The 22162-nt window shown below is 64.7% G+C and carries 19 protein-coding genes; 8 read left to right on the top strand and 11 right to left on the bottom strand.

Features of this window, described 5'->3' with window-relative positions; translation table 11 throughout:
- Nucleotides 1-18: 18 nt before the first annotated feature.
- On the bottom strand, nucleotides 19-1503 hold the full coding sequence (locus CH268_RS12335) for an amidase (RefSeq protein WP_032408374.1): 1485 nt from the start codon (nucleotides 1501-1503) through the stop codon (nucleotides 19-21).
- Between the two features lie 141 nt (nucleotides 1504-1644).
- On the opposite strand from CH268_RS12335, the gene CH268_RS12330 reads away from it, so the two are divergent.
- On the top strand, nucleotides 1645-2790 hold the full coding sequence (locus CH268_RS12330) for an SGNH/GDSL hydrolase family protein (RefSeq protein WP_094664297.1): 1146 nt from the start codon (nucleotides 1645-1647) through the stop codon (nucleotides 2788-2790).
- Between the two features lie 51 nt (nucleotides 2791-2841).
- On the opposite strand, the gene catC is transcribed toward CH268_RS12330, so the two are convergent.
- The 6 genes from catC to CH268_RS12300 all read right to left on the bottom strand — a co-directional run bounded on the left by catC (nucleotide 2842) and on the right by CH268_RS12300 (nucleotide 8207).
- The gene (gene catC / locus CH268_RS12325; RefSeq protein ID WP_032385893.1) at nucleotides 2842-3126 is read right to left on the bottom strand and encodes a muconolactone Delta-isomerase; all 285 of its coding nucleotides are present in this window, start codon (nucleotides 3124-3126) and stop codon (nucleotides 2842-2844) included.
- A 5-nt stretch (nucleotides 3127-3131) separates the two neighbouring features.
- Nucleotides 3132-3998: a catechol 1,2-dioxygenase gene (catA, locus tag CH268_RS12320; RefSeq protein ID WP_032367867.1), complete on the bottom strand. Its 867-nt coding sequence runs from the start codon at nucleotides 3996-3998 to the stop codon at nucleotides 3132-3134.
- Nucleotides 3999-4041: 43 nt separating this feature from the next.
- Complete coding sequence (locus tag CH268_RS12315) at nucleotides 4042-5145, bottom strand: mandelate racemase/muconate lactonizing enzyme family protein (protein ID WP_094664295.1); 1104 nt, start codon at nucleotides 5143-5145, stop codon at nucleotides 4042-4044.
- The gene (locus CH268_RS12310; RefSeq protein WP_027494687.1) at nucleotides 5142-6071 is read right to left on the bottom strand and encodes a LysR family transcriptional regulator; all 930 of its coding nucleotides are present in this window, start codon (nucleotides 6069-6071) and stop codon (nucleotides 5142-5144) included. The genes CH268_RS12315 and CH268_RS12310 overlap by 4 nt, the downstream gene beginning before the upstream one ends.
- 144 nt (nucleotides 6072-6215) lie before the next feature.
- Nucleotides 6216-7391 carry a 4-hydroxybenzoate 3-monooxygenase gene (locus tag CH268_RS12305; protein WP_094664293.1) on the bottom strand — a complete coding sequence of 392 codons (1176 nt, stop codon included), beginning with the start codon at nucleotides 7389-7391 and terminating at the stop codon, nucleotides 6216-6218.
- Between the two features lie 66 nt (nucleotides 7392-7457).
- Nucleotides 7458-8207 carry an IclR family transcriptional regulator gene (locus tag CH268_RS12300; RefSeq protein ID WP_027494689.1) on the bottom strand — a complete coding sequence of 250 codons (750 nt, stop codon included), beginning with the start codon at nucleotides 8205-8207 and terminating at the stop codon, nucleotides 7458-7460.
- Nucleotides 8208-8254: 47 nt separating this feature from the next.
- Between CH268_RS12300 and CH268_RS12295 the strand changes: the two genes are divergently transcribed.
- A complete protein-coding gene (locus CH268_RS12295) occupies nucleotides 8255-9118 on the top strand; it encodes an RNA polymerase sigma-70 factor (RefSeq protein WP_094664291.1) in 864 nt (287 codons plus the stop codon).
- A gap of 106 nt (nucleotides 9119-9224) precedes the next feature.
- A complete protein-coding gene (locus tag CH268_RS12290; RefSeq protein ID WP_094664289.1) occupies nucleotides 9225-9965 on the top strand; it encodes an SDR family oxidoreductase in 741 nt (246 codons plus the stop codon).
- A 71-nt stretch (nucleotides 9966-10036) separates the two neighbouring features.
- On the opposite strand, the gene CH268_RS12285 is transcribed toward CH268_RS12290, so the two are convergent.
- The 3 genes from CH268_RS12285 to CH268_RS12275 form a co-directional block, all read right to left on the bottom strand.
- A complete protein-coding gene (locus CH268_RS12285) occupies nucleotides 10037-11539 on the bottom strand; it encodes a carboxyl transferase domain-containing protein (protein WP_094664287.1) in 1503 nt (500 codons plus the stop codon).
- The gene (locus CH268_RS12280) at nucleotides 11536-12735 is read right to left on the bottom strand and encodes a CaiB/BaiF CoA transferase family protein (protein WP_094664285.1); all 1200 of its coding nucleotides are present in this window, start codon (nucleotides 12733-12735) and stop codon (nucleotides 11536-11538) included. Before CH268_RS12280 ends, CH268_RS12285 begins: the two co-directional genes overlap by 4 nt.
- 135 nt (nucleotides 12736-12870) lie before the next feature.
- Nucleotides 12871-14241: an SLC13 family permease gene (locus tag CH268_RS12275; RefSeq protein ID WP_094664283.1), complete on the bottom strand. Its 1371-nt coding sequence runs from the start codon at nucleotides 14239-14241 to the stop codon at nucleotides 12871-12873.
- A 192-nt stretch (nucleotides 14242-14433) separates the two neighbouring features.
- Between CH268_RS12275 and CH268_RS12270 the strand changes: the two genes are divergently transcribed.
- The 5 genes from CH268_RS12270 to CH268_RS12250 all read left to right on the top strand — a co-directional run bounded on the left by CH268_RS12270 (nucleotide 14434) and on the right by CH268_RS12250 (nucleotide 20962).
- Nucleotides 14434-15132, top strand: a complete 699-nt coding sequence (locus CH268_RS12270; RefSeq protein WP_048317041.1) for a FadR/GntR family transcriptional regulator — start codon at nucleotides 14434-14436, stop codon at nucleotides 15130-15132.
- A gap of 106 nt (nucleotides 15133-15238) precedes the next feature.
- The gene (locus tag CH268_RS12265; RefSeq protein WP_094664281.1) at nucleotides 15239-16393 is read left to right on the top strand and encodes an acyl-CoA dehydrogenase family protein; all 1155 of its coding nucleotides are present in this window, start codon (nucleotides 15239-15241) and stop codon (nucleotides 16391-16393) included.
- Nucleotides 16394-16417: 24 nt separating this feature from the next.
- Complete coding sequence (locus CH268_RS12260; protein ID WP_094664279.1) at nucleotides 16418-18592, top strand: 3-hydroxyacyl-CoA dehydrogenase NAD-binding domain-containing protein; 2175 nt, start codon at nucleotides 16418-16420, stop codon at nucleotides 18590-18592.
- A 28-nt stretch (nucleotides 18593-18620) separates the two neighbouring features.
- On the top strand, nucleotides 18621-19250 hold the full coding sequence (locus CH268_RS12255; protein WP_369597506.1) for a TetR/AcrR family transcriptional regulator: 630 nt from the start codon (nucleotides 18621-18623) through the stop codon (nucleotides 19248-19250).
- 134 nt (nucleotides 19251-19384) lie between these two features.
- Complete coding sequence (locus CH268_RS12250) at nucleotides 19385-20962, top strand: acyl-CoA synthetase (protein WP_094664275.1); 1578 nt, start codon at nucleotides 19385-19387, stop codon at nucleotides 20960-20962.
- On the opposite strand, the gene CH268_RS12245 is transcribed toward CH268_RS12250, so the two are convergent.
- Complete coding sequence (locus tag CH268_RS12245; protein ID WP_032388057.1) at nucleotides 20963-22162, bottom strand: MFS transporter; 1200 nt, start codon at nucleotides 22160-22162, stop codon at nucleotides 20963-20965.

The following is a 22162-nucleotide window of genomic DNA, read 5'->3' as shown; positions in this document are numbered from 1 at the left end:
TGTCAGCTGATGTAGCTGTCAGCCGATGTCGCTGTAGCGATGAGCCCAGGGCACTGCTCGTTCCAACTGCGCTGCGAGTTGGACGAGCAGCCCCTCCCCGCCCAGCGGGGCGAGAAAGTGTGCGCCCATGGGCAATCCTGAGCTCGTCCAGTGCAGCGGAACGGACAGGGCGGGACGCCCGGTGACGTTGGCGGTCTGGGTGTACGGGATCCACGAGATGTTCTCGTCGATCATCTGATCCACGATGCCGGTGTACTTGAGCATTCCCGCAGTTCGGCTGCGCAACAGCAAGTCCGATGCCAACTGCAGCGGCTTCGCCAGCTCGAACGCCCCGATCTTCGGGGGCAGCTCGGCCAGAGTCGGGGTCAGCAGCAGGTCGTACGTCTCGAAGTATGTGGCCAGGGCCCGCACGTGCACGTGTCGGCCCTCCACCGCATCGAGGTAGTCGACTCCGCTCGCGGATCGGCCGAGCGCGGCCATGATTCGGGTGTCCCGCTCGAATGCGTCGTCACCGCACCCGGTTCTGCGCTTGACCTCTTCCATTTCCCACGCCAGGTACGTGAACCAGGCGAGCAGGAATTCGCGGTTGAGCGCTGCGTCGTCGAACGGCGGGGCCTCGAGGAGTTCGACGGTATGGCCCAGTTCGCCGAGCGTGGTCGCTGCCGATTCCATCGCAGCGATCGCCTCCGGGGCCGGAGACGGATTCACCGAGGTCGCGGCGTACATGCCGATCCGTAACGGCCGCGGGTCGGTGTCCATCCGAGACAGGAACCCGTCGGGCGGCGGCGTGGACGAGTATCCCGACGTCGGCTCACCACCGGCGAGTACATCGAGCATCGCGGCGGTGTCGCGGACCGATCTCGACACCACGCCCTGCACTGCGGCCCCGTGCATCGGCTCGCCGAACGTCGGTCCCGACGGCACCAGCCCGCGGCCGGGCTTGAGCCCGACCAGTCCACAGCAGGCCGCCGGAATGCGGATCGAGCCGCCTCCGTCGTTCGCTCCCGCCACCGGCGCGATCCCGGCCGCGACCGCCGCGGCGGAGCCACCCGACGAACCACCGGGAGTTCTGCTGCGGTCCCACGGGTTTCGAGCCGGGCCGAACACTGCCGGCTCGGTGATTCCCTTGGCACCGAACTCCGGGGTGTTCGTCTTACCGAAGATGACCAGGCCTGCGTCGAGCCAGCGCTGCACCACCGTCGCGTGTTCGGGCATCGGCAGCTCGGTGAGTGCGCGCGAACCACTGGACGTGGGCAGCCCCGCGTAATCCTGCGACAGGTCCTTGATCAGAAACGGCACCCCGGCGAACGGGCCTTCCAGCGTTCCGGCCAGCCGCTGCTCGGCCTCCTCGCGCATCGGGCGCACGATCGCGTTGAGACCCGGGTTCACCGACTTCGCCTGCTCCAGTGCGCAATCGAGAAGTTCACGCGGGGTGACATCGCCTGTGGAGACCAACTCGGCCAGCCCGAGGCCGTCGTACGTCCGATACTCGTCGATGCGCATGTGGCCACCTTAATTACGTGCGGCCCATCCGTGTGCGAAACGGTTTGCCTAAATGCATTAGGCAAATATACGGTTCGTATAGGAAAGCAGGTGCGCCAGCTGCCTTTACCTCAGCCCGACACTCCAGAGATCGAGACCACCATGATCACTACCGACATCTCCGACACACTTCTGCACGGCGCGGCCGAGCTGGAACGAACCGACAACGGCGTGCTTCCTCATCGCCTGCCACGCGCAGCTCGTCAGCGCTTCACCGACCCCCAGCTCACGATGGCGGAATCTCAGCCGTCCGGAGTTCGGTTGGTCTTCACCACGACCGCCACCATTGTCGAGATCGAGGCAGTGGCGACCCGTCGCGCATTCCTGGGCCTGCCGCCGCGGCCGGCCGGACTATTCGACCTGCGAATCGACGGCGTCCTCACTGAGCGCGTTCCGACGACGGGTGGCATCACCACGACCATCGACATGGCGACGGGGTCGGTCACCGATCAGGTCGCGCCGAGTGGTGTCGCGCGGTTCTCCGGGCTGCCCGCAACCGACAAACACGTCGAAATCTGGTTGCCGCACAACGAAATCATCGAACTGGTCGGGCTGCGTACCGACGCAGCTGTCTCACCCGTCGTCGACACCCGACCGATCTGGATCGACTACGGCAGCTCCATCAGTCAGGGGTCCAACGCCACAGGGCCCAGCACCACCTGGACGGCCCTCGCCGCCGCGACAGCCGGTGTGCAACTGCGCAATCTGGGTTTCGGCGGAAGCGCACTGCTCGATCACTTCGTAGCGACGGCCATTCGGGACGCGCCCGCCGACCTCATCAGCCTCGAGATCGGAATCAACCTCGTCAACTCCGACGTGATGCGGCTACGCGCATTCACCTCCGCGGTGCACGGATTTCTCGACACCATCCGCGACGGTCACCCCCACACCCCACTGTTCGTGATCTCCGCGCTGCTGTGCCCCATCCACGAGAACACCCCCGGCCCAGGTGCATTCGATCCGGCGGCATTGGCGTCGGACACGGTGAAATTCGCGGCGACGGGTGATCCCGCCGAGGTGCGTGCCGGAAAGCTGACTCTGACCGTGATCCGCGAGGAACTCGCCCGCATCGTGTCCGAGCGCGCCACCGCGGACCCCCACCTTCATTACCTGGACGGCCGAGAACTGTATGGAGACAATGATGTCGAGGACTACCCGTTGCCGGATAGGCTGCACCCCGACCAGTCGACGCATGAGCTGATCGCCGAACGCGTCGTCGACCGGATCTTCCCGCGAACTCGAAGTTAGGGACGGATTCGGCGGATATTCCGTCCCTAACTTCGAGTTCGGCGGGGTCGATCACCCCGCGGAAATGTCCGACGGGTGTTGCGCGAGCGGGGACACCTCGATCGTCATGTACGGGAACAGTGGGAGATTCCACAGGATTTCGTGGAGCCGCTCGTTGTCCCGGACATCGAAGATGCTGAGGTTGGAGTACTGGCCGACAATGCGCCAGATGCTCACCCACTCCCCATCCCGCTGCAGTTGCTGCGAGTACGCCTTCTCCCTGGAGAGGGTGTCCGCCCTTACGTCCGCATCGAGGTCCTGCGGCAATGCGACGTGCATCTTCACGGCAAAAAGCATGTGGCTCAGCCCTTGTCGAGTACGAAGTTGTACGTCACTTCTTGGCCGCCGTCGACTTCCCGAGGATCGAGGATCAGTTCGGGCTTGACGGCGTTGGCGACGTCGTCGTCGTTGTGTGCGTCGCCCGGGAAATAGAGCTGGGTGGTGATCTGCTGATGCCCGGCAGCCGCAACTTTGAGGTGCAGGTGTGCAGGACGCCACGGGTGCCAGCCGGCCGCGGAGATCAGCTTGCCGCAGGCCCCGTCGGTCGGGATCTGGTACGGGGCGGGCTTCATCGTGTGGATCCAGAAGTTGCCCTGATCGTCTGCCGTGACCGTGCCGCGCAGATTCCACTCCGGGATTCCGGGCGCGAACTGCGAGTAGAAGCCGTCGGAATCGGCGTGCCAGATCTCGATGACCGCATGCGGCAGCGGGCTACCGTCGACGCTCGTGACCTGACCTTGGAACAGCAGCGGAGTGCCCTGTTCGCCGTCGCGAGTGGGCAGGATCGCGGCCGACCCGAGCTCCGGGGCATTCGGAACGTAGTACGGACCTTCGATGGTGCCCTTGCTGCCTTCACGGGTTTCGCCGGCAACTTCTTCGACGACGTGCTCTACCCAGACGTCGAGAAACAGCGGCCACTCACCGGTCTGACCGACGTTGATCAGCCAGGCCTTGAGTGCGTTGTACTCGTCGTAAGTGACCTTGTGTTCGCGAATCGTGTCATGGACTGCCGAAATGACTTGTCGGGCAAGCAGACTGACTCGCTCCGGCGGGGTGTCGGCGGCTGCCTGCTTGTCGGAGGTGAAACGCTCGGTGGCGTTCGCCCCCGACGCGGCTGCGGTGGCCACCTCGGTAGCGGATTCCGTCGAGGGTGCGTGGTCGATGCTCATGGAGAACTCCTTGGCTCACAGTTGCGTTCTTCGGGGCTGAAGATCAGTGGTCGGTGCGGTATTTCGCGAGCTTGTCGGGGTCGATACGCACGCCGAGGCCCGAGCCCGGCAGTACGTGCAGTTCGCCGTCGCGGATGACGAGGCCTTCGGTCAGCAGGTCGTCGCTCATGTCGAGGAAGTTCGACAGCTCGCCTGCTCGGCGTGAGGTGAGGTCGAAGGCCGCGCCGAAGGCGACGGTGCAGGCTGTGCCGAGCTGGCCGTCGATCTGGTTTCCCATCACCACGTCGACACCGAGCCCTTCGCACAGGTGATGAGTGCGGAGCGAGCGGGTGAATCCGGTGCGAGCGGTCTTGATACTGACGGCCGTTGCAGACCCACCGAGGATCTCGCGAGTGACCTCCGCCGGGGTCGTCGCCGATTCGTCGGCAACGAACGGAACATCGAGTTGCTGTACCAGCCAACGACGCCCGAGGACGTCGTCGGCCGGGCACAGTTCCTCGGCAAGAGTGAGCCCCAGATCCGACATCTCTTTCATGGCACGCGCAGATTCGGCAGCGGTCCATCCGCGATTGCCGTCGACGTACAGTTCGACCGTCTCACCGAGCCCCTCTCGCAGTGCGCGGACCACGGCGGTGTCGAGCTCTACGGGCCTTCGCCCGACTTTGACCTTGAAGACTCCGATGCCGTATGTCTCTCGCATCCGACTCGCCTCGTCGACCATCGCTGCAGGCGTGTCGAATCCGAGCATGTGGCTCACCCGCATACGGTCGGTGTAGCCGCCGAGGAGTTCGGTGACGGGTAGGTCGAGTGTCTGCCCGAGCGCATCCCAGATGGCCATGTCCACGGCAGATTTGGCAACCGGATTACCCACTGTACGAGCAAGTTTGGCATTGACCACCTCCCTCGAGGTGAGCGGCAGTCCCACGACGGCCGGCGCGAACAGGGTCTCGATTACCGCCACCACCCCGCGCTGGGTCTCGCCGTACGTGAACGGCCGAGGCGGAGCGTCGGCGACTCCGACGACACCGTCGTCGGTATGAACGCGTACGAGAACGTGGTCGGCGGCATCGACCTCGCCGCTGGCAAACTTCAGCGGCTTTCGATACGGAATAGAGTACGGGATAGCCTCCACAGCAACGATTTTCACAACGCGTCCTTCGACTGAGCAGGCGGTACGGATAGTTCGAGCGGAGGGAGCACTCCCGCGTCCTCCAACGCTGCGACCAGCGCATCGACGAGTGCCGACGGTCGGTCGCGGTGCCACGCCAATGCCAGGTCGATCGTGCTCGCTCCGGCGATGTCGCGGAACACGACGCCGTTCAACTGCAGAGCGCGGACGGATTCGGGAACCAATGCCACACCCAACCCGGCCGCGACGAGGGCCAGCAGAACCGAGGTGTCCGGGGCTTCGTGTTCACGACGAGGACTGAAACCCGCTGCGCGACAACTACGCACCACGGCGTCGTTCATCACCGAGTGCGTGTCCGCATACATCACGAAATCCTCGTACATGAGGTCGGCCATGCCGAGCGCTGCCTCGGCGGCGTACCGGTGATCTACGGGCACCGCAAGCAGCAGCGACTCGGTGGTGATGGTGCGTACGACGAGGTCGTCACCTGCCACGGGTGGCCGCAGAACCGCGACGTCGAGCTGCTCCGACCGCAATCCCTCCACCTGAGCGGGGGTCAACAGATCCCCGTGAATTTCGAGCGCGATCCCGGGAAGGCGCTGCTTGATCGCACGGGCGATCGGCGGCAACTGATCGAATGCCGCCGTGCCGGTGAAGCCGATACGTACCAACCCGTACCGGCCATCGGCGATGCGTCGGACACCGCGGTTGCTGCGTTCGAGATTGTCGAGGTTGCGGACGGTCTCGCGGTAGAAGAACTCCCCCGCCGGAGTCAGGCTCACTTGACGCGTGGTTCGGGTGAGCAGGGTGACGCCCAGTTCGGCCTCGAGCTGTCGGACCGACTGAGACAATGCCGGCTGCGCCAGATGCAGGCGTTTGGCTGCCTGACCGAAGTGACAGGTCTCGGCCACGGCGACGAACTGATGAAGATGCCTCAGTTCCATCGATTGCCTCCTGTCGGTTCGTATCACGCTCAGGCGTGACCCTGCCCACAGTAAGCCCGCAATCCATTGATGACAAAGACCTATTTGCAGCTCATTGATAAGTCGGAGCGATCAATTCATCGCGGTGCACACGCCGCCCGCCGATCAGAATCCGATCGGCAATCCGGCGTAGTTCTCCGCCAGTCCCATGGCACCCGCCTCGCTGGACGCCACCCATTTCAGTTGCGAGAGTTGCAATTGCGCATCGAAGGGGTCGTCGCCGGTATGCAGCATCGTGGTCATCCACCACGAGAAGTGGGTGCAGCGCCAGACGCGTCGAAGGGCGTCGTCGCTGTAGCTGTCTGCGGCCCGAGAATCGTTCCCCTTCAGCTTCTGCGCCAGGGCAGGCGCGAGCAGAGCCACGTCGGCTACCGCGAGGTTGAGGCCCTTCGCTCCGGTGGGCGGCACGATGTGCGCGGCGTCGCCGGCCAGGTACAGGTTGCCGTGTCTCATCGGCGTCTGCACGTAGCTGCGCATCGGCAACACGCTCTTCTCGGTGATGGGTCCGGGGTTCAGAGTCCACCCGTCCTGACCGTGACCGAGCCTGGTCGCCAACGCATCCCAGATGCGGTCGTCGGACCACGTGTCGATATCGGTTCCGTTCGGCACCTGCAGATACAGCCGGCTGACCGTCGACGACCGCATCGAGTGCATCGCGAAGCCGTCCTGGTGCCAGGCGTAGATCAGTTCGTCGGTCGAGGGGGCGACATCGGCGAGCACCCCGAGCCAGGAGTAGGGATAGACCCTTTCCCAGGTGTTGCGCACCGAATCGGGCATGGCCGCCCGGCTCGGCCCGAAGGAACCGTCGCATCCCGCAACGACTGTCGCGTCGATTCGCACCGCGTTGCCCGACGCGTCGGTGAAGGTGACGTAGGGGGCGTCGGATTCGACGTCGTGCAACGCCGTATCCGAGACGTCGTAGTAGATCTGTTGGCCGGCCTTCTCGCGTGCCACGACGAGGTCCTTGGTGACCTCCGTTTGCCCGTACACCCAGACACTCCGGTCGACGAGATCACGAAAGTCGATGTGGTTCCGCTCTTCCGGCCACTGCAGGTAGATGCCTCGATGCTCGTCGCCCTCGCGGTGCAGACGCTCACCGAGTCCGTGTTCGTCGAGCAACTGGACCGTCGAGTGTTCGAGGACTCCTGCCCGGATTCGGGAGAGCACGTATTCCTGAGTACGTGACTCGATCAGAATGGAGTCGATCCCCTGCTCGTCGAGCAGGTGGGACAGCAGCAGACCCGCGGGCCCTGCACCGATGATGGCAACCTGTGTACGCATGCAAGCAGTAGACCCCGGGATCTCGACCCAAACAAGACCGCACTTCCACTGAGTGAAAACGGCCGACTACCCGCCGAGACTTCGTCCGATCCCCTGGGCCGCAACCTGAAGCGCGGCAACCAGTCTCACTCGATCGCGGCCCAGCTTGGGAACCACGATTCCCAATGCGGCGACCACACTGTCGCCGGCATGGACCGGCACAGCCACCGAACACGCACCGAGTGTCATCTCCTCGACCGTCTGCGCGAAACCCTCGCGACGCACTCGACGCAACTCGCTCTCCAGCTGCCCAGGATGCGTCACCGTGTACGGGGTGAGGCGATCCAGAGAGCGCATCACCTGCTCCTGCACCTCCCGCGGCGCGTACGCCAGCAGCACCTTGCCGACGCCGGTGGCGTGCAGCGGCAGCCGAGCGCCGACGCGACTGACCGCGGGAACCGATGCGTGGCCGGCCAACCTGTCGAGATAGAGCACTTCGCACCCGTCGCGGATGGCCAGGTGCACCGTCGCAAGGGTCGCTCCGTAGATGTCGTGCAGAAACGGTGACGCGATATCGCGAAGATCGGACTGATCGGGTGCGAGCAAGCCCAGCTTCCACAACCGCCTACCGACGACGTAGCGCCCGTCGTCGCCCCGGACCAACGCGCCCCACTCCACCAGTTCTCGCACCAGCCGATGCGCAGTGGCGATGGGTAGGTCGGCACCGGCGGCCAGGTCGGTCAAGGTCAGCGACGGAGCCTTCTCGTCGAACACACCGAGCAGGGCCAGCAGGCGCGCAGCCACCGAGACTCCGGGGTCCCGAGCATTGCCAGCCATGACATGGACGATAGTGTCCCCACGAGACAGAGAGTGAGACCACGCCGATGACCGACGACGGCACCGCCGCATTCGAGCTGGCACGCCCGCGATTGTTCGGGATTGCCTATCGCATGCTGGGCAGCGCCGCCGAGGCCGAAGATGTGGTGCAGGATGTCTGGCTGAAGTGGCACGCCACCGACCGCACCACCGTCCGTAATTCACTCGCCTTCCTCACCACCGTCACGACACGCCTGGCCATCAACGTCACGCAGTCGGCGCGGGTGCGGCGGGAGTCGTACGTCGGCCCGTGGCTGCCCGAACCGATCGACACCCGAGCCGATCCGGCGACGGTGGCAGACAACGACGCCACGGTCGAGCTTGCCGTTCTTGTTGTGCTGGAACGACTTCCGGCTCGTGAGCGAGCCGCGTACGTTCTCCGGGAAGCATTCGACTATCCGTACGGCCAGATCGCCGACATAGTGGAGACAACCGAAGCCAACGCGCGTCAACTGGTGACGCGCGCCCGCAGACATGTGGCCGACGCTCGTCCGACCCCTGTCGATTCCGACCGCCATCATCGACTGCTCGACGCCTTTCTCGCCGCAGCCAAGGGGGGCGATCTGGCCGCTCTGGAAAAGATTCTTGCGCAGGACGTAGTGAGCCTGTCCGACGGCGGCGGCAAGGTGAAGGCTGCAGCCCGAATACCCATTGTCGGACGCAGCCGAGTCGCCGCATTCGTTGCGGCGTTCTCCTCGCATTTCTGGACAGGAACCACGACGTCGTTCATCCAGGTCAACGGAAGGGCTGCCGTACTGATCGTTCGTGAGTCGACGGTGACCACGCTGCTGACGATCGATGCCACCGAGGACGGGATCGGGACCGTCCTGTGGGTGATGAATCCGGACAAGCTGCACGCGCTGCCGCGCTAGGTGTCACAGATCGGAGCGCTGCCCTGTCAACACTGCGACCGGCAGCAGACAAGAGTTGACCGGCTCGTCTCGCAGGCACCCCTCCTGCGGCGAAGAGAGGATTCTCATGAAGATCGTTGTCATCGGCGGAACCGGCCTCATAGGTTCTGCAGTTGTGAGCATGTTGACCGAGCACGGTCACGATGCGATAGCGGCGTCGCCCAAGTCCGGTGTGAATACTCTGACCGGCGAGGGCCTGGCCGATGCTCTCGTCAGTGCGGATATCGTTGTCGACGTCTCGAATTCACCGTCGTTCGAGGACGCGGCCGTGTTGGACTTCTTCACACGCGCGACGACCAACATCCTCGCAGCCGAAGCGAGTGCGGGCGTGCAGCACCACGTTGCACTGTCCGTGGTCGGCAACGACCGACTGCCCGCCAGCGGCTACTTGCGCGCAAAGGTGGCTCAAGAGAAACTGATTCGCGCATCGTCGATTCCGTACACCCTCGTGCGCGCAACGCAGTTCTTCGAGTTCTTCTCCGCCATCGCACAGGGCGCGACGACGGGCGACGAAGTCCGGTTGAGCTCGGGTCTCGTCCAGCCGATCGCGGCACACGACGTTTCGACCGTTGTCGCTCGTGTCGCTCTCGAGGCACCGCGTAACGAGACGATCGAGATCGGAGGCCCGGAAGCGTTCGGGCTCAACGAGTTCGTTGAAAGAGGTCTGAAGGCACGCGGCGACAGCAGAACCGTCGTCGCCGACGACCAGGCTCCGTACTTCGGCGCACTGTTGCACGGCCGTGAACTGGTTCCAGGCGATGGGGCCGAACTGTCCACTACTACTTTCGCCGCCTGGCTCGAGTCCTGATTCTCGCCGAACTCGAAGTTATGGATGGAAACGGCCTCCAATCCGTCCATAACTTCGAGTTGGGCGGGAAATCAGACAGTGGCAGCCGCAAAACCGATTCGATTGAAACGCTTTTCTCGCGCGATCATCCGCATCGAGGGGTCCTGAGCGATCAGCTCGGCAAGTTCTCGGTGCAGTACCGCGCCCACTCGATCGCAGAACTGCTGTGATTCGTCTGCGGCATCGGGCAACTCGGGAACGATGATGTCGACTACACCGGCCCGGAAGAGATCGAGCGAGCGCACTCCCTGCTTGGTCGCCATCTCGGCGGCGTGAGTGGTGTCGCGATGCACGATGGCCGAGGCACCCTCGGGCGGCAACGGCGAGAGCCAGGCGTGCTGAGCAGCGAGAACTCGATCCGCGGGCACCAACGCAAGGGCACCGCCGCCGGTTCCCTGCCCCAACAGCAAGGAGAGCGTAGGGGTTTCGAGGTCGACCATGTCTGCGATGCACCGTGCTATCTCGCCGGCCAGGCCGCCTTCCTCCGCCTCCTTGGACAGCGCGGCACCGGCAGTATCGATGACGGTGACGAGGGGAAGCTTCAAATCCTGCGCCAGCCGCATGCCGCGTCGGGCCTCACGCAGAGCCGCGGGGCCGAGTGGCGTCTTCGTCGTCTGACTCCTCCGGTCCTGCCCGAGCAGAACGCACGGCATGTTGCCGAACCGGACGAGCGCCAGAATGAGGCCCGGATCGGACTCGCCCTGACCGGTTCCGTTGAGCGGTAACACGTCTGCCGCTGTGTTGAACAGCAATTCGCGTACCCCAGGCCGATCGCTCCTGCGTGAGGCCAGAATGGAGGTCCATGCCGGCACGTCCTCGATCTCCCACTCGAGAGCATCGGAATGCCGGACGCGACACGACGGCACGTCGGTCATGATGCGTAGTGCCCGGTCGACGATCTCACCGAGCTGCTCGGGCGGACGGATGGCGTCGATGAGTCCGTGCGCCTGCAGGTTCTCCGAGGTCTGCACACCGGCGGGGAATTTCGCGTCGTACAACGCCTCGTAGACGCGGGGCCCGAGGAACCCGACGAGCGCACCGGGCTCGGCAACGGTGACGTGACCGAGCGATCCCCAGGATGCAAAGACGCCGCCGGTGGTGGGGTGCCGCAGATAGACGATGTACGGCAGATTCGCCGCCTTGTGTGCGGTGATCGCCGCGGTGATCTTGACCATCTGCAGAAACGCGACGGTGCCCTCCTGCATGCGCGTTCCACCCGAGGTCGGCAACGCAAGCAGTGGAAGCCGCTCGGCGGTGGATCGGTGCACCGCGCTGACCAAACGTTCACCGGCGGCCACTCCGATGGATCCAGCCAGAAAGGCGGACTCGCCCAACAGGATTGCCACCGTGCGTCCGCGCACGGTCGCGGATCCGGTGAGAACGGATTCGTCGAGACCCGTCTTCTCACGCGCCGCAGCCAGTTCGTTCGCGTACTCGTCGTCGATGACGTAGTCGGCAGCCGGGCTGTCCCACGACTCGAAACTTCCGGGATCGATTACCAGATCGAGGAGTTCGAGCGCGGTCATCCTCGTCATCGGATCGCTTCTTTCAACCAGTCGCGGACGAGTTCGTCGTCGGCTCCCAGGACCGGCGGCGCCAGATGTCGGTTCTCGGTGACCTCCGTGCCGTCGGATTCGAAGAATCGCAGCGGCGGCCCGGGCAGGGTCACCGTGCCGAGAGTCTCGTGCTCGACGTCGATGAGCAGGCCCTGAGACTTGGTCTGCTCCCATTCGTATACTTCTTGCACATTGCGCACTTTGCCTGCGGGAACGCCTATTTCGTCGAGGAGCGCCAACAACGGCTCGGTCTCGTAGGTGCGGAAGATCTTGGACACGAGCTCGACGACGTCGTCGCGACTGTCGACGCGTTGCGGGTTCGTCGCCATCCCCTCGAGGTCGGGATCAATACCGAAGCCCTCACAGAAGCGGTGCCACAGTCCTTCGCTGCCCACCGAGATCTGCACGGCTCCATCGGAAGTGGGAAAGAGGCCGTACGGGCAGATCGACGGGTGATGATTGCCCTGCGCCTCACCGATCTCGCCTGCCACGGTCCATTTGGTGCCTTGGAAGGCGTGCACCCCGACGACGCTGGCCAGCAACGACGTTCGAACCACCTTGCCGCGGCCCGTGCGGTCGCGCTCGCGCAGCGCAGCGAGAACGCCGAACGCTCCGTACATTCCGGCGAGCAGGTCCGCGATCGGAACCCCCACGCGCTGAACATCGTCGGGACCGGAGCCGGTGAACGACATCAACCCGGCCTCGCCCTGAGCGATCTGGTCGTAGCCGGATCGGCCGCCCTCGGGGCCGTCGTGGCCGAATCCGCTGATCGACAGCACGACCATGCGCGGGTTGATCTCCGCGATGCGCTCGGGCGAGAAGCCGAGCCGATCGAGCACTCCCGTGCGGAAGTTCTCGAGTAGAACGTCCGCTCGCTCGATCATGCGCTCCAACGCTTCTCGGCCGTCGTCGGTCTTGAGGTCGAGCGCGATGGACCGCTTGTTGCGGTTGGCCGAGAGGAAGTACGTCGATTCGCGCTCCGCGTCGCGCGGGGTGACGAACGGCGGGCCCCACACCCGGGTGTCGTCGCCGCCCTTGGGGGTCTCGACCTTGATGATGTCCGCGCCGAGATCTCCGAGCATCATCGCCGCGTGCGGGCCGGCCAGGGCGCGCGTCAGATCCACCACCACGGTGCCGTCGAGCGGTCCGGTTCTGCCTGTCGTGTTGAGGGGCATCGAATTGATCCTTACGTCGAAAGGGGGTGAATCGCCAGTGTGGCCCATTGAGTCAGTGGCCTAGCCAATTTCATTGGACCAGCGATCCGAGGGGAAGTCAAGATCGCGTTCTCGGACGTCCGCGCAGCTCGAGAGCTAGAGCCAGCCGGGCACGACCAGTACCGCCCAGGCGATCAACGGGCCGATGACGACGACCAACGCGCTGTATTTCAGGATCTGCTTGTAGAAGACGTCCCGATCGATGTCCTGGGCGTTGGCCAGAACCAGGGCGCCGTTGGTGGAGAAGGGACTGACATCGACGATCGTCGAAGCGATGGACAGGGCCACGATGACACCGATGGCACCGACCTCGCCGGCGAGCAGGAACGGAACGGCCAGCGGGATGGTGACACCGAGGATGGCCGTCGACGACGCGAACGCCGACACGATGGCACCGATATAGCACAGCAACAGAGCCACGAGCAGCGGAATACCGATGCCGGCAACCGCATCACCGACGTACTCGACCGTGCCGGCTTCCTGCAGCACGCCGACGAACGTCAGCACGCCACCGATGAGCAGTACCGTCGACCAGCTGATCTGGTTGATCGCACCCTTCTGCGCCTCGGGCGACGCCAGGGCGAGGACCACGGCGACCGTCATCGACACGAAGCCGACATCGAGATCGAGGACGAGTGAGAACAACGCCAGCGAGGCCAGCCCCACGAGCGTGAGGATCTGATCGAACGTGATGGCCTTGACGGCGGTGGCCAAAGGTGGCGCGTTCTCGACCGTGACCGTCTGACCGGACGGCTTGGGCGTCGACGATCCGAAGCCGCGCATCACAGTCCTCGAGCCGCCCCCGCCTACTCCGCCCGAATCTCCCTCGGGGCGGGTGCCGTCCTCGTCGTGCACGCTACGTCCGAGAAGTGCGCGTCCGCCCAGGAACATGAACAGCAACGCACCGATTGCCGCGTTGAACAGCATGCTGCCCAGGAACAAGGTGAGTGGGCTGTTGACCAGACCCGCCTTCTGAGCGATGTTGTTGACCGTGACGCCGTAGATGCTGATCGGCGAGAACCCGCCCGCCTGTGCGCCGTGAATGACCATCATGCCCATGAGCAGGGCATTGATCTTGTACCGCGCCGCGAAGCCGAGTGCGATCGGTGCGACGATGGCCACGGCTGCCGGTCCCAGCGCTCCGATGGAGGTCAGCACGCCGGTGATACCGAACATGACCCACGGAATCAGGGCGACCCGGCCACCGACCAGCCGCACCGCACCGCGGACCAGGAGGTCGACCGTGCCGTTGTTCTGGGCGATCGCGAAGAGGTACGTGATACCGACCAGCGTCAGGAACAAGCTGCTCGGGAAGCCGGCGATGATCTCGTCGGTGCCCATGCCCACGGCAATGGTTCCGACGAAGAACGCCGCCACGAACCCCAGCGCGCCCATGTTCACCGGGAACACGGTCGCAGCGAGGAACATGACGACGAGCGCAATGATGGGTATCAACTCGGTCGACATCGAAGGTCTCCGGTTCGTCTGAGGTTGTCCCCCGAGCGGGCGCTCGGGTTCTGTGGCCAATTGGACTAGCCACTGAGTCTTTACAGACTGAACCAGTGAAGTGGATCACTTGTCAACAGTTGCTATGACCCGGGCCACTACCTACCCGACGGTTAAGGTGGGGGTCCAGAGGAGCAGAGAGCGAGTGACACAGTGGCTGAGCAAATTCGCCCGGTGACCCGACCACGGCTGTACGAGGTCATCGTGGAGCAGCTGTGCAAACACATCGCCGATCGCGACATGAAGCCCGGCGATCGCCTCCCGCCCGAGCGTGAACTGGCGGGTCACCTCGGCGTCAGCAGAGCCTCACTGAGTCAGGCCCTCGTCGCACTCGAAGTACAGGGCATACTGGCCGTGCGCCACGGCGACGGAGCGGTACTCGTGCGACGGCCCGTGGGAGACATGGCCATTCGCGCCCTGCGCGAGCACGCCGATCGTCTGCCCGAGGTGATCGAAGCCCGCGAGGCACTCGAGGTCAAGCTCGCCGAGCTCGCCGCAAACCGCCGCAGCGACGCCGAAATGGCGGCGATCGACCATGCCCTGTCGGTGATGGCCTCGGAGATCACCGACGGAAATCGCGGCGACTCCGGCGACGAGCTGTTCCATCACGCCATCACCGAGGCCGCACACTCGCCGCTACTCGCCCGCCTCATGGGTGAAATCGCCGGCCTGATCCGCGAAACTCGAATCGAATCCCTCTCGCAGTCGAACCGACCACAGACCTCGCTGGAACACCACCGCCGCATCGCCGACGCTGTGCGGCAACAGAATTCGGTCGAGGCCGGACGCGCGATGGCCGAGCACATCCGCCTCGTCTCGGACGTTGCACTGCTCCGCTCCACGGACAGCTAGAGAACTCACCCGCCGCAGAACATGGTTGACATCCGTGGCCACGTCGGTGCATCGTTATTGGCACAGCGCCAACAACGCGTCGTACGCTCCGACCCGAGGACCCTCCATGACTGCACTCGCAGACCGCACCGACGACGTCACCACCGAGCTCGCCGACGTCCGACAGCTCGCCCGCAGCTTCTTCGAGAAGGAGGTCGCGCCGCACCGCGAGGAATTCGCGACGGCCGGACGCCCCAGCCGCGAGGTCTACCGGAGTGCGGGCAACCATGGACTCCTGGGAATGTCGATACCCCAGCAGTACAGCGGAGGCGGCGGCGACTTCCGCCACGAGGCGGTGCTGTTCGAGGAGCAGGTCCGCGCAGGCGACTCGGCCATGCAGTTGGGTGTGCACAGCGGCATCGTTCCGCATTACATCCTTGCGTACGCAACCGAGGAGAAGAAGCAGCGCTGGCTTCCGAAGCTGTGCTCCGGCGAGTGGATCGGCGCGATCGCGATGACCGAACCGGGAACCGGCTCGGACCTCCAGGGCATCACCACCCGCGCGGTGCGCGACGGCGACGAATACGTGGTCACGGGCGGAAAGACGTTCATCTCCAACGGAGCTCACTGCGATCTGATCATCATCGCCGCCAAGACCGATCCGGCCGCCGGAGCGCGGGGGCTGTCGCTGCTCGTCGCCGAGGTCTCCGACGACACCGAAGGTTTCCACCGCGGCCGGGTACTGCACAAGATCGGCCAGAAAGGCCAGGACACAGCAGAACTCAGCTTCGACGGTCTACGTGTTCCGGCTGCCAACCTCCTGGGTGAAGAAGGTCGCGGCTTCGCGCAGTTGATGCAGCAGCTTCCTCAGGAACGGCTGATCTGCGGTATTGCCGCCGCCGCGATGATCGAGGCCGCCGTCCAGCAGACCGTCGAATACACCAAGACACGAAACGCGTTCGGCAAGACACTGTTCGACCTGCAGAACACCAAGTTCGAGCTCGCCGAATGCGCCACCATCGGACGCGTCGTCCGCACCTTTGTCGACGACGCAGTGGCCAAGCATATTTCGGGATCACTCGACGTGACGACGGCTGCGATGGTCAAGTACTGGACCACCGATCGGCAATTCGAGGTGGTCGACCGCTGCCTGCAACTCTTCGGCGGCTACGGCTACATGGAGGAATACCCCATCGCCCGCATGTTCGTCGACGGTCGCATCGCCCGCATCTACGCCGGTGCCAACGAAGTCATGAAAGACCTCATCTCTCGCTCTCTGTAGAACCCGCACCGACCCGAGGATCCGATGAACAGCCCAGCCGCACTGCACACTTCCACCATCACCGGCGAGATCGGCTTAGACCGTATCGTCGTGCTGACGATCGACGATCCTGCGCATTCCACGAACACCATGAACGCGGCATTCGGTGAATCGCTCGAGCAGACTGTCGACTGGCTCGAGACCGAACTCGATGCGTACGACGGCATCATCGTCACGTCGGGCAAGGATTCGTTCTTCTCCGGTGGCGACCTCGAATTGCTGCGCGACGCCGGTCCGTCCGACCATGCAACCATCGCGGGTGCGCTCGATTTCACGAAGGACAAGTTTCGGCGGCTCGAGACGCTCGGCAAGCCGGTGGTGGCCGCACTGGGAGGCACCGCGCTCGGCGGCGGCTTCGAAATCGCCCTGGCCTGCCACCATCGAATTGCGCTGAATAACAGCAAGGCTCGCTTCGGGCTGCCCGAGGTGACCCTCGGGCTTCTCCCCGGGGCCGGTGGCGTCACCAGGACGGTCCGCATGTTCGGCATCGTCAAGGCTCTGACACAGGTGGTGGGCCAGGGCCAGCGGTATCGGCCGGCGCAGGCCCTCGAACTCGGACTCATCGACGAGGTCGTCGACACCCACGAGCAGATGATGGCGCAGGCACGTTCCTGGATCAGCGCCAATCCCGGGGCCCTCCAGCCCTGGGACAGAGCGGGATTCACGATCCCCGGCGGTTCGGCGGCAGCACCGGCTGTGGCCGCGCAGCTGCCGGCACTCACGGCAACAGTGCGTAAACAGGTCAAGGGCGCGCCGATGCCTGCCCCCATCGCAGTGGTTGCCGCGGCAGTGGAAGGATCGGTACTCGACTTCGAGGCCGCCTCGCTCGTCGAAACCCGCTACTGCACGTCGCTCGCCTGCGGGCCGATCTCGGGCAACCTGATCCAGTCGATGTTCTTCGATCTCGGCTCCATCACCAAAGGCGCTTCCCGCCCTCCGGCCGAACCACATCGAGTTCCCGAGAAAGTGCTGGTGATCGGGGCCGGAATGATGGGTGCCGCCATCGCCTACGTCGTCGCCTCGGCCGGGGTTCCGGTGATCCTCCGTGATGTCTCGATGGAATCCGCCGAGCGCGGGAAGAGTTATGCACGTTCGGTTCTCGGCAAAGCCATCGCGAAAGGCCGCACAAGCCAGGCCGATGCCGATGCGGTGCTCGCGCTCATCACCCCCAGCTCCGACGCGGCGGACGCCGAGGGTTGCGACCTGGTCGTCGAGGCAGTGTTCGAGGATCCCGCCGTCAAGCAGGGTGCCTTCGAGGACGTCGACAAGTACCTGACCGCCGACGCGCTGCTGTGCTCGAACACCTCCACCCTCCCCATCACCGGACTCTCGCAATCTGTTTCGCGAGCCGGCGACTTCATCGGCACGCACTTCTTCTCCCCCGTCGACAAGATGCCGTTGGTGGAGATAGTGGTGGGAGAACACACCAGCGACTCCGCTCTTGCCCGCGCATTCGACTTCGTCCGCCTGATCGGCAAGACACCCATCGTCGTCGGCGACAGTCACGGCTTCTTCACCACCCGCGTCATCGGCCGATTCATGGACGAGGCGATCTCGCTGGTCGCGGAGGGCGTGCATCCGGCCACCGTCGAGCAGGCCGCACTCCAGGCCGGCTACCCGTCCGGCGCACTGGCTCTGATGGACGAGATTTCGTTGACCCTGTCGCGGCACATCCGCGAGGGCATGGCCGAGGCCGCTCGAGCGGACGGTCGCCCCTGGATCGTCTCGAACTCCTACGCGCTGGTCGATCGCCTCGTCGACGAATTCGACCGTCCAGGCCGCAAGGCGGGGCGCGGGTTCTACGAGTACGCCGAGGACGGCAGCAAGGTCCGGCTCTGGCCGGGCCTGGTGGAGCACTACCATGACCCCGAACACGGAATTCCGTTCGAGGACATGATGGATCGCATGCTCGTCGCCCAATCGCTGGATTCGGTCGCGTGCCTCGACGAGGGCGTTCTCCGAACCGTCGCCGACGCCAATATCGGGTCCATTCTGGGTATCGGCTTCCCTGCCTGGACCGGCGGTGTGCTGCAATTCGTCAACCAGTTCGACGGCGGTCTCCCGGGATTCGTGCACCGAGCCGACGAGTTGCGGGCGCGATACGGCGACAGGTTCGTCGTACCCGCGTCGCTGCGAGCGCGCACCGAGCGGTACCTCTGAGATCGCGCTCGCTCGGTTCGGTGCGATCATGACAACCATGCCGGCTGCAAGCACACCCAAGTGGAATCGACTGGAACCGGACGAGCGACGGACCCAGATCCTGGCCGCCGCCGTTCGCTTGTTCGGCGACAAGCCGTACGCCGAGGTCTCCATGGCCGACGTGGCTGCGGCTGCGGGTGTTGCACGCGGGCTCATTCATCACTACATCGGCAGCAAACGCGATCTGTACCTCGAGTGTGTTCGTTTCCTGGTCACCGTGCCGCCGATCGAGGACGTGCACTTGCCCACGGGCTCGGTCGAGGAGAGGGCTCGCGGGAGTGTGCACTGGCTGGTCGGCGTCATCGAGGCACACGGAACGGCGTGGGTGTCGGTGGCGAGCGGCTCGGGCGTGGACCAGCAGGTGGCGCAGATTCTGGACGAGGCGGACGACCTTGCCGCCGAGCGCGTCTTGGACGCAACGGCTTTCGAGACACACCGCGGCGACAGACGCATCGCAACGTCGGCAGTGCGGGCGTTCGGCGGCATGGTGAAGGCGGCAGGTCGCGAGTGGCTGGTGCGCGGCACGCTGACCCGGGACCAGGTGGAAACACTTCTGACAGACGTGCTCGTCACCGTTATCTCCACCGCACGCTCTCTCGACAACGCCCCAGAACGGTAGCTGGGCAATCCTTTTCACGGTTCACATCCCGTCGATCACCCACGGCTTCGCTATTGACACCACGCCAACAAGGTGGAACTGTGACCGTATTCACTCGGGCGTACCGCGCCCCCTCTCGCACAAGGGACCTCGCCATGTATCTCACTCAAGGCCTCCATCGCTCCGCAGTCACCACGCCCGATCGCGCTGCAACGGTGTTCGGCGATCGCGTGCGCACCTTCTCGGAACAGATCGATCGTGTGGCGAGGTTGGCGGCCGGTCTGCATTCCGTCGGAGTCGAGAGCGGCGATCGAGTGGCAATGCTGGCGTTCAACAGTGACCGCTACTCCGAGTACCTGCTTGCGGTCCCGTGGGCCGATGCCGTGCTCAATCCGGTCAACATTCGGTGGTCACCCGTCGAAGTTGCGTATGCACTCAACGACTCCGGGACCAAGGTACTCATCGTCGACGACACCTTCGGGGCGATGGTTCCGGCTCTACGCGCGTCGTGCCCCGACCTGGCCACCGTCGTCTACTGCGGGGACGGCTCCACCCCTGACGGCATGGTGTCGTACGAGGATCTGGTGGCATCCCACGGTCCCGTTCCCGATGTACGACGCAGCGGCGACGCCCTGGCCGGCCTCTTCTACACCGGCGGCACCACCGGATTCCCCAAGGGCGTCATGCTCTCCCACGCGAATCTGGTGACGTCCGGCCTGGGGACGGTGGCCACCGGACAGCTGCTCGACGACGCGTCGGTACTGCTCCACGCCGCACCGATGTTCCACCTCGCCGATCTGGCTGCATGGGTAGGGCAGGTCATGCTCGGTGGCACCCATGTCATGGTTCCGTTCTTCGAGCCGACCGCCGTCCTCGGCGCGATCGCGAAGCATTCGATCACCGATGTTCTGCTGGTACCGACGATGATTCAGCTTCTGGTCGACCACCCCACGTTGAGCGAGTTCGACACCTCGTCACTCAGCCGCGTGCTGTACGGAGGATCCCCCATCTCCGCCGGGGTCCTCGAACGGACCCTCGCCCGGCTACCGCAGGCCCGCCTCACTCAGGCCTACGGCATGACAGAACTCGCGCCGGTCGCATCTCTGCTGTGGCCGGAACATCATGTTGGACAACGTATCGGGTCGGCGGGACGCGCAGCCCCACACTCGGAGATCTGCATCCTCGGCCCGGACGACGAGGAGCTCGCCACCGGTGACGTCGGAGAAATCTGCGTCCGCGGCGGTCATGTGATGCTGGGCTACTGGAACAAGCCGGAGGAGACCGCGGCCGCCGTTCGAGACGGCTGGATGCACACCGGCGACGTGGGTTACCTCGACTCCGACGGATTCCTGTTCGTCGTCGACCGCTTGAAGGACATGATCATCACCGGCGGCGAGAACGTCTACAGCGCCGAGGTGGAGAGTGCGCTCAGTCGTCATCCCGCCGTTCTGGCCTGCGCCGTGATCGGCGTTCCGGACGAGGAGTGGGGTGAACGAGTTCATGCGTGTGTCGTTCTGGCCGAGGGACTCTCACCCACGACAGCCGAGTTACGCGAGCACACTCGCACCTACGTTGCCGGATACAAAACTCCGCGCACCATCGAGTTCGTCACGGCTCTTCCCATGAGCGGGGCAGGCAAAATCCTCAAGCGCGACCTGCGTGACGCCTACGTCGCGAAGGAAGCGCTCGGAACCGCGACGGATTCGCGCCCGGGCACGACACGAACTCTGTGATCACCGAACCGATTTCACCTGCCATGTCACGGCTGCCCCGAGTGCGGCCAGTACCCCCACTGCCGCGAACAGAGCCGGGTACCCACCGACGGCGGAGAGGAACACGCTCGCGATCAGCGGAGCCATGGCAGGTGGAACGATCGCCCCGATGTTCATCACGCCGAGATCGGTCGCCCGACTGTCGGCGGACGGAAGGACCCCGGTCACCAGTGCCTGATCGACGGCCATGTACGCGCCGAATCCGCCGCCCAGCAACGCAGCCGAGACGAACGTCGCCTCCATCGTGGGATGTACCGCCAGGACGAAGCCGGCAACGGCCTGCATCGATGCCGCAACCGCCACGAAGATCTTTCGGCGACGCATCCTGTCCGACAACGGACCGAAGGTGAACGTGCACAGCACACAGGCGAACAGATAGACGACGGTGACCTCGAGCAGCGATGCCGTCGGATCGGCGACTCGAAGGCCGTCGGTGAGGAAGAACAGCAAGTAGCAGGTGCCGAGCGAGTTCGCCACGTTGACCAGGATTCGACCCCCGAAGACCCACGCGAAGTCGCGGTGACGCAAAGAAACGAGCAGCGAGGCCACGATGCTGTGTAGGCTCAACAGCGCTGTCGCTGAGTCAGTTTCGCGATACGACAGCAGAAACGGCACCGCGCAGATCACCAGGGCGATCGCCACGCAGAAGTACCCGCCCAGTACCGACAGGGCGAGCGTGGACACCAGGGCCAGGCCCGCCACCACGCCCAGTGCCTGTGGCGCATAGATCGCACTCGACACCGTTCCACGCTGCTCGTCCGCCACACGGTCGGCCACCACGGCTGTCAACCCTGCTGTTGCAGCACTCAATCCGAGCATCGCTACCGACCACGCCGCCCCGATTCCGAAGACGGTGTTCTGCAGCCCGGTGACCACCAACGCACCGGCGAAGAACAGGACACCGCCGCCGAACCAGACGCGCCGTCGCCCCAACCTGCTGCGAGTGCGATCGCACAGCGACCCGCACACAGGCAGACCGATCAGAAGCACCACGGCAGAGACCGCGTTGATCACGGCGAAGTCGAACACCTTCGATTGCGGATCGATCTCCTGCAACCGCTCGGGTAGAAGCAGCTGCAGCGGAACCAGATCGGCCATCCAATAGCCCAGCCACGCCATGGAGAACACGGCAATCCAGAGCGGGCGCACCCGGGCGGTCAT

The sequence above is a fragment of the Rhodococcus sp. 06-1460-1B genome (assembly GCF_002258475.1).
In the GTDB taxonomy this organism is placed as follows: domain Bacteria; phylum Actinomycetota; class Actinomycetes; order Mycobacteriales; family Mycobacteriaceae; genus Rhodococcoides; species Rhodococcoides fascians.
This window is presented reverse-complemented; position numbering and strand designations above follow the sequence as displayed.

Excerpts from the sequence above, each read along its gene's own strand:
- CH268_RS12335 (WP_032408374.1), bottom strand. The coding sequence starts at position 1,503 with ATGCGCATCGACGAGTATCGGACGTACGACGGCCTCGGGCTGGCCGAG.
- CH268_RS12330 (WP_094664297.1), top strand. The coding sequence starts at position 1,645 with ATGATCACTACCGACATCTCCGACACACTTCTGCACGGCGCGGCCGAG.
- catC (WP_032385893.1), bottom strand. The coding sequence starts at position 3,126 with ATGCTTTTTGCCGTGAAGATGCACGTCGCATTGCCGCAGGACCTCGAT.
- catA (WP_032367867.1), bottom strand. The coding sequence starts at position 3,998 with ATGAGCATCGACCACGCACCCTCGACGGAATCCGCTACCGAGGTGGCC.
- CH268_RS12310 (WP_027494687.1), bottom strand. The coding sequence starts at position 6,071 with ATGGAACTGAGGCATCTTCATCAGTTCGTCGCCGTGGCCGAGACCTGT.
- CH268_RS12305 (WP_094664293.1), bottom strand. The coding sequence starts at position 7,391 with ATGCGTACACAGGTTGCCATCATCGGTGCAGGGCCCGCGGGTCTGCTG.
- CH268_RS12300 (WP_027494689.1), bottom strand. The coding sequence starts at position 8,207 with ATGGCTGGCAATGCTCGGGACCCCGGAGTCTCGGTGGCTGCGCGCCTG.
- CH268_RS12295 (WP_094664291.1), top strand. The coding sequence starts at position 8,255 with ATGACCGACGACGGCACCGCCGCATTCGAGCTGGCACGCCCGCGATTG.
- CH268_RS12290 (WP_094664289.1), top strand. The coding sequence starts at position 9,225 with ATGAAGATCGTTGTCATCGGCGGAACCGGCCTCATAGGTTCTGCAGTT.
- CH268_RS12285 (WP_094664287.1), bottom strand. The coding sequence starts at position 11,539 with ATGACGAGGATGACCGCGCTCGAACTCCTCGATCTGGTAATCGATCCC.
- CH268_RS12280 (WP_094664285.1), bottom strand. The coding sequence starts at position 12,735 with ATGCCCCTCAACACGACAGGCAGAACCGGACCGCTCGACGGCACCGTG.
- CH268_RS12275 (WP_094664283.1), bottom strand. The coding sequence starts at position 14,241 with ATGTCGACCGAGTTGATACCCATCATTGCGCTCGTCGTCATGTTCCTC.
- CH268_RS12265 (WP_094664281.1), top strand. The coding sequence starts at position 15,239 with ATGACTGCACTCGCAGACCGCACCGACGACGTCACCACCGAGCTCGCC.
- CH268_RS12260 (WP_094664279.1), top strand. The coding sequence starts at position 16,418 with ATGAACAGCCCAGCCGCACTGCACACTTCCACCATCACCGGCGAGATC.
- CH268_RS12255 (WP_369597506.1), top strand. The coding sequence starts at position 18,621 with ATGACAACCATGCCGGCTGCAAGCACACCCAAGTGGAATCGACTGGAA.
- CH268_RS12250 (WP_094664275.1), top strand. The coding sequence starts at position 19,385 with ATGTATCTCACTCAAGGCCTCCATCGCTCCGCAGTCACCACGCCCGAT.
- CH268_RS12245 (WP_032388057.1), bottom strand. The coding sequence starts at position 22,162 with ATGACCGCCCGGGTGCGCCCGCTCTGGATTGCCGTGTTCTCCATGGCG.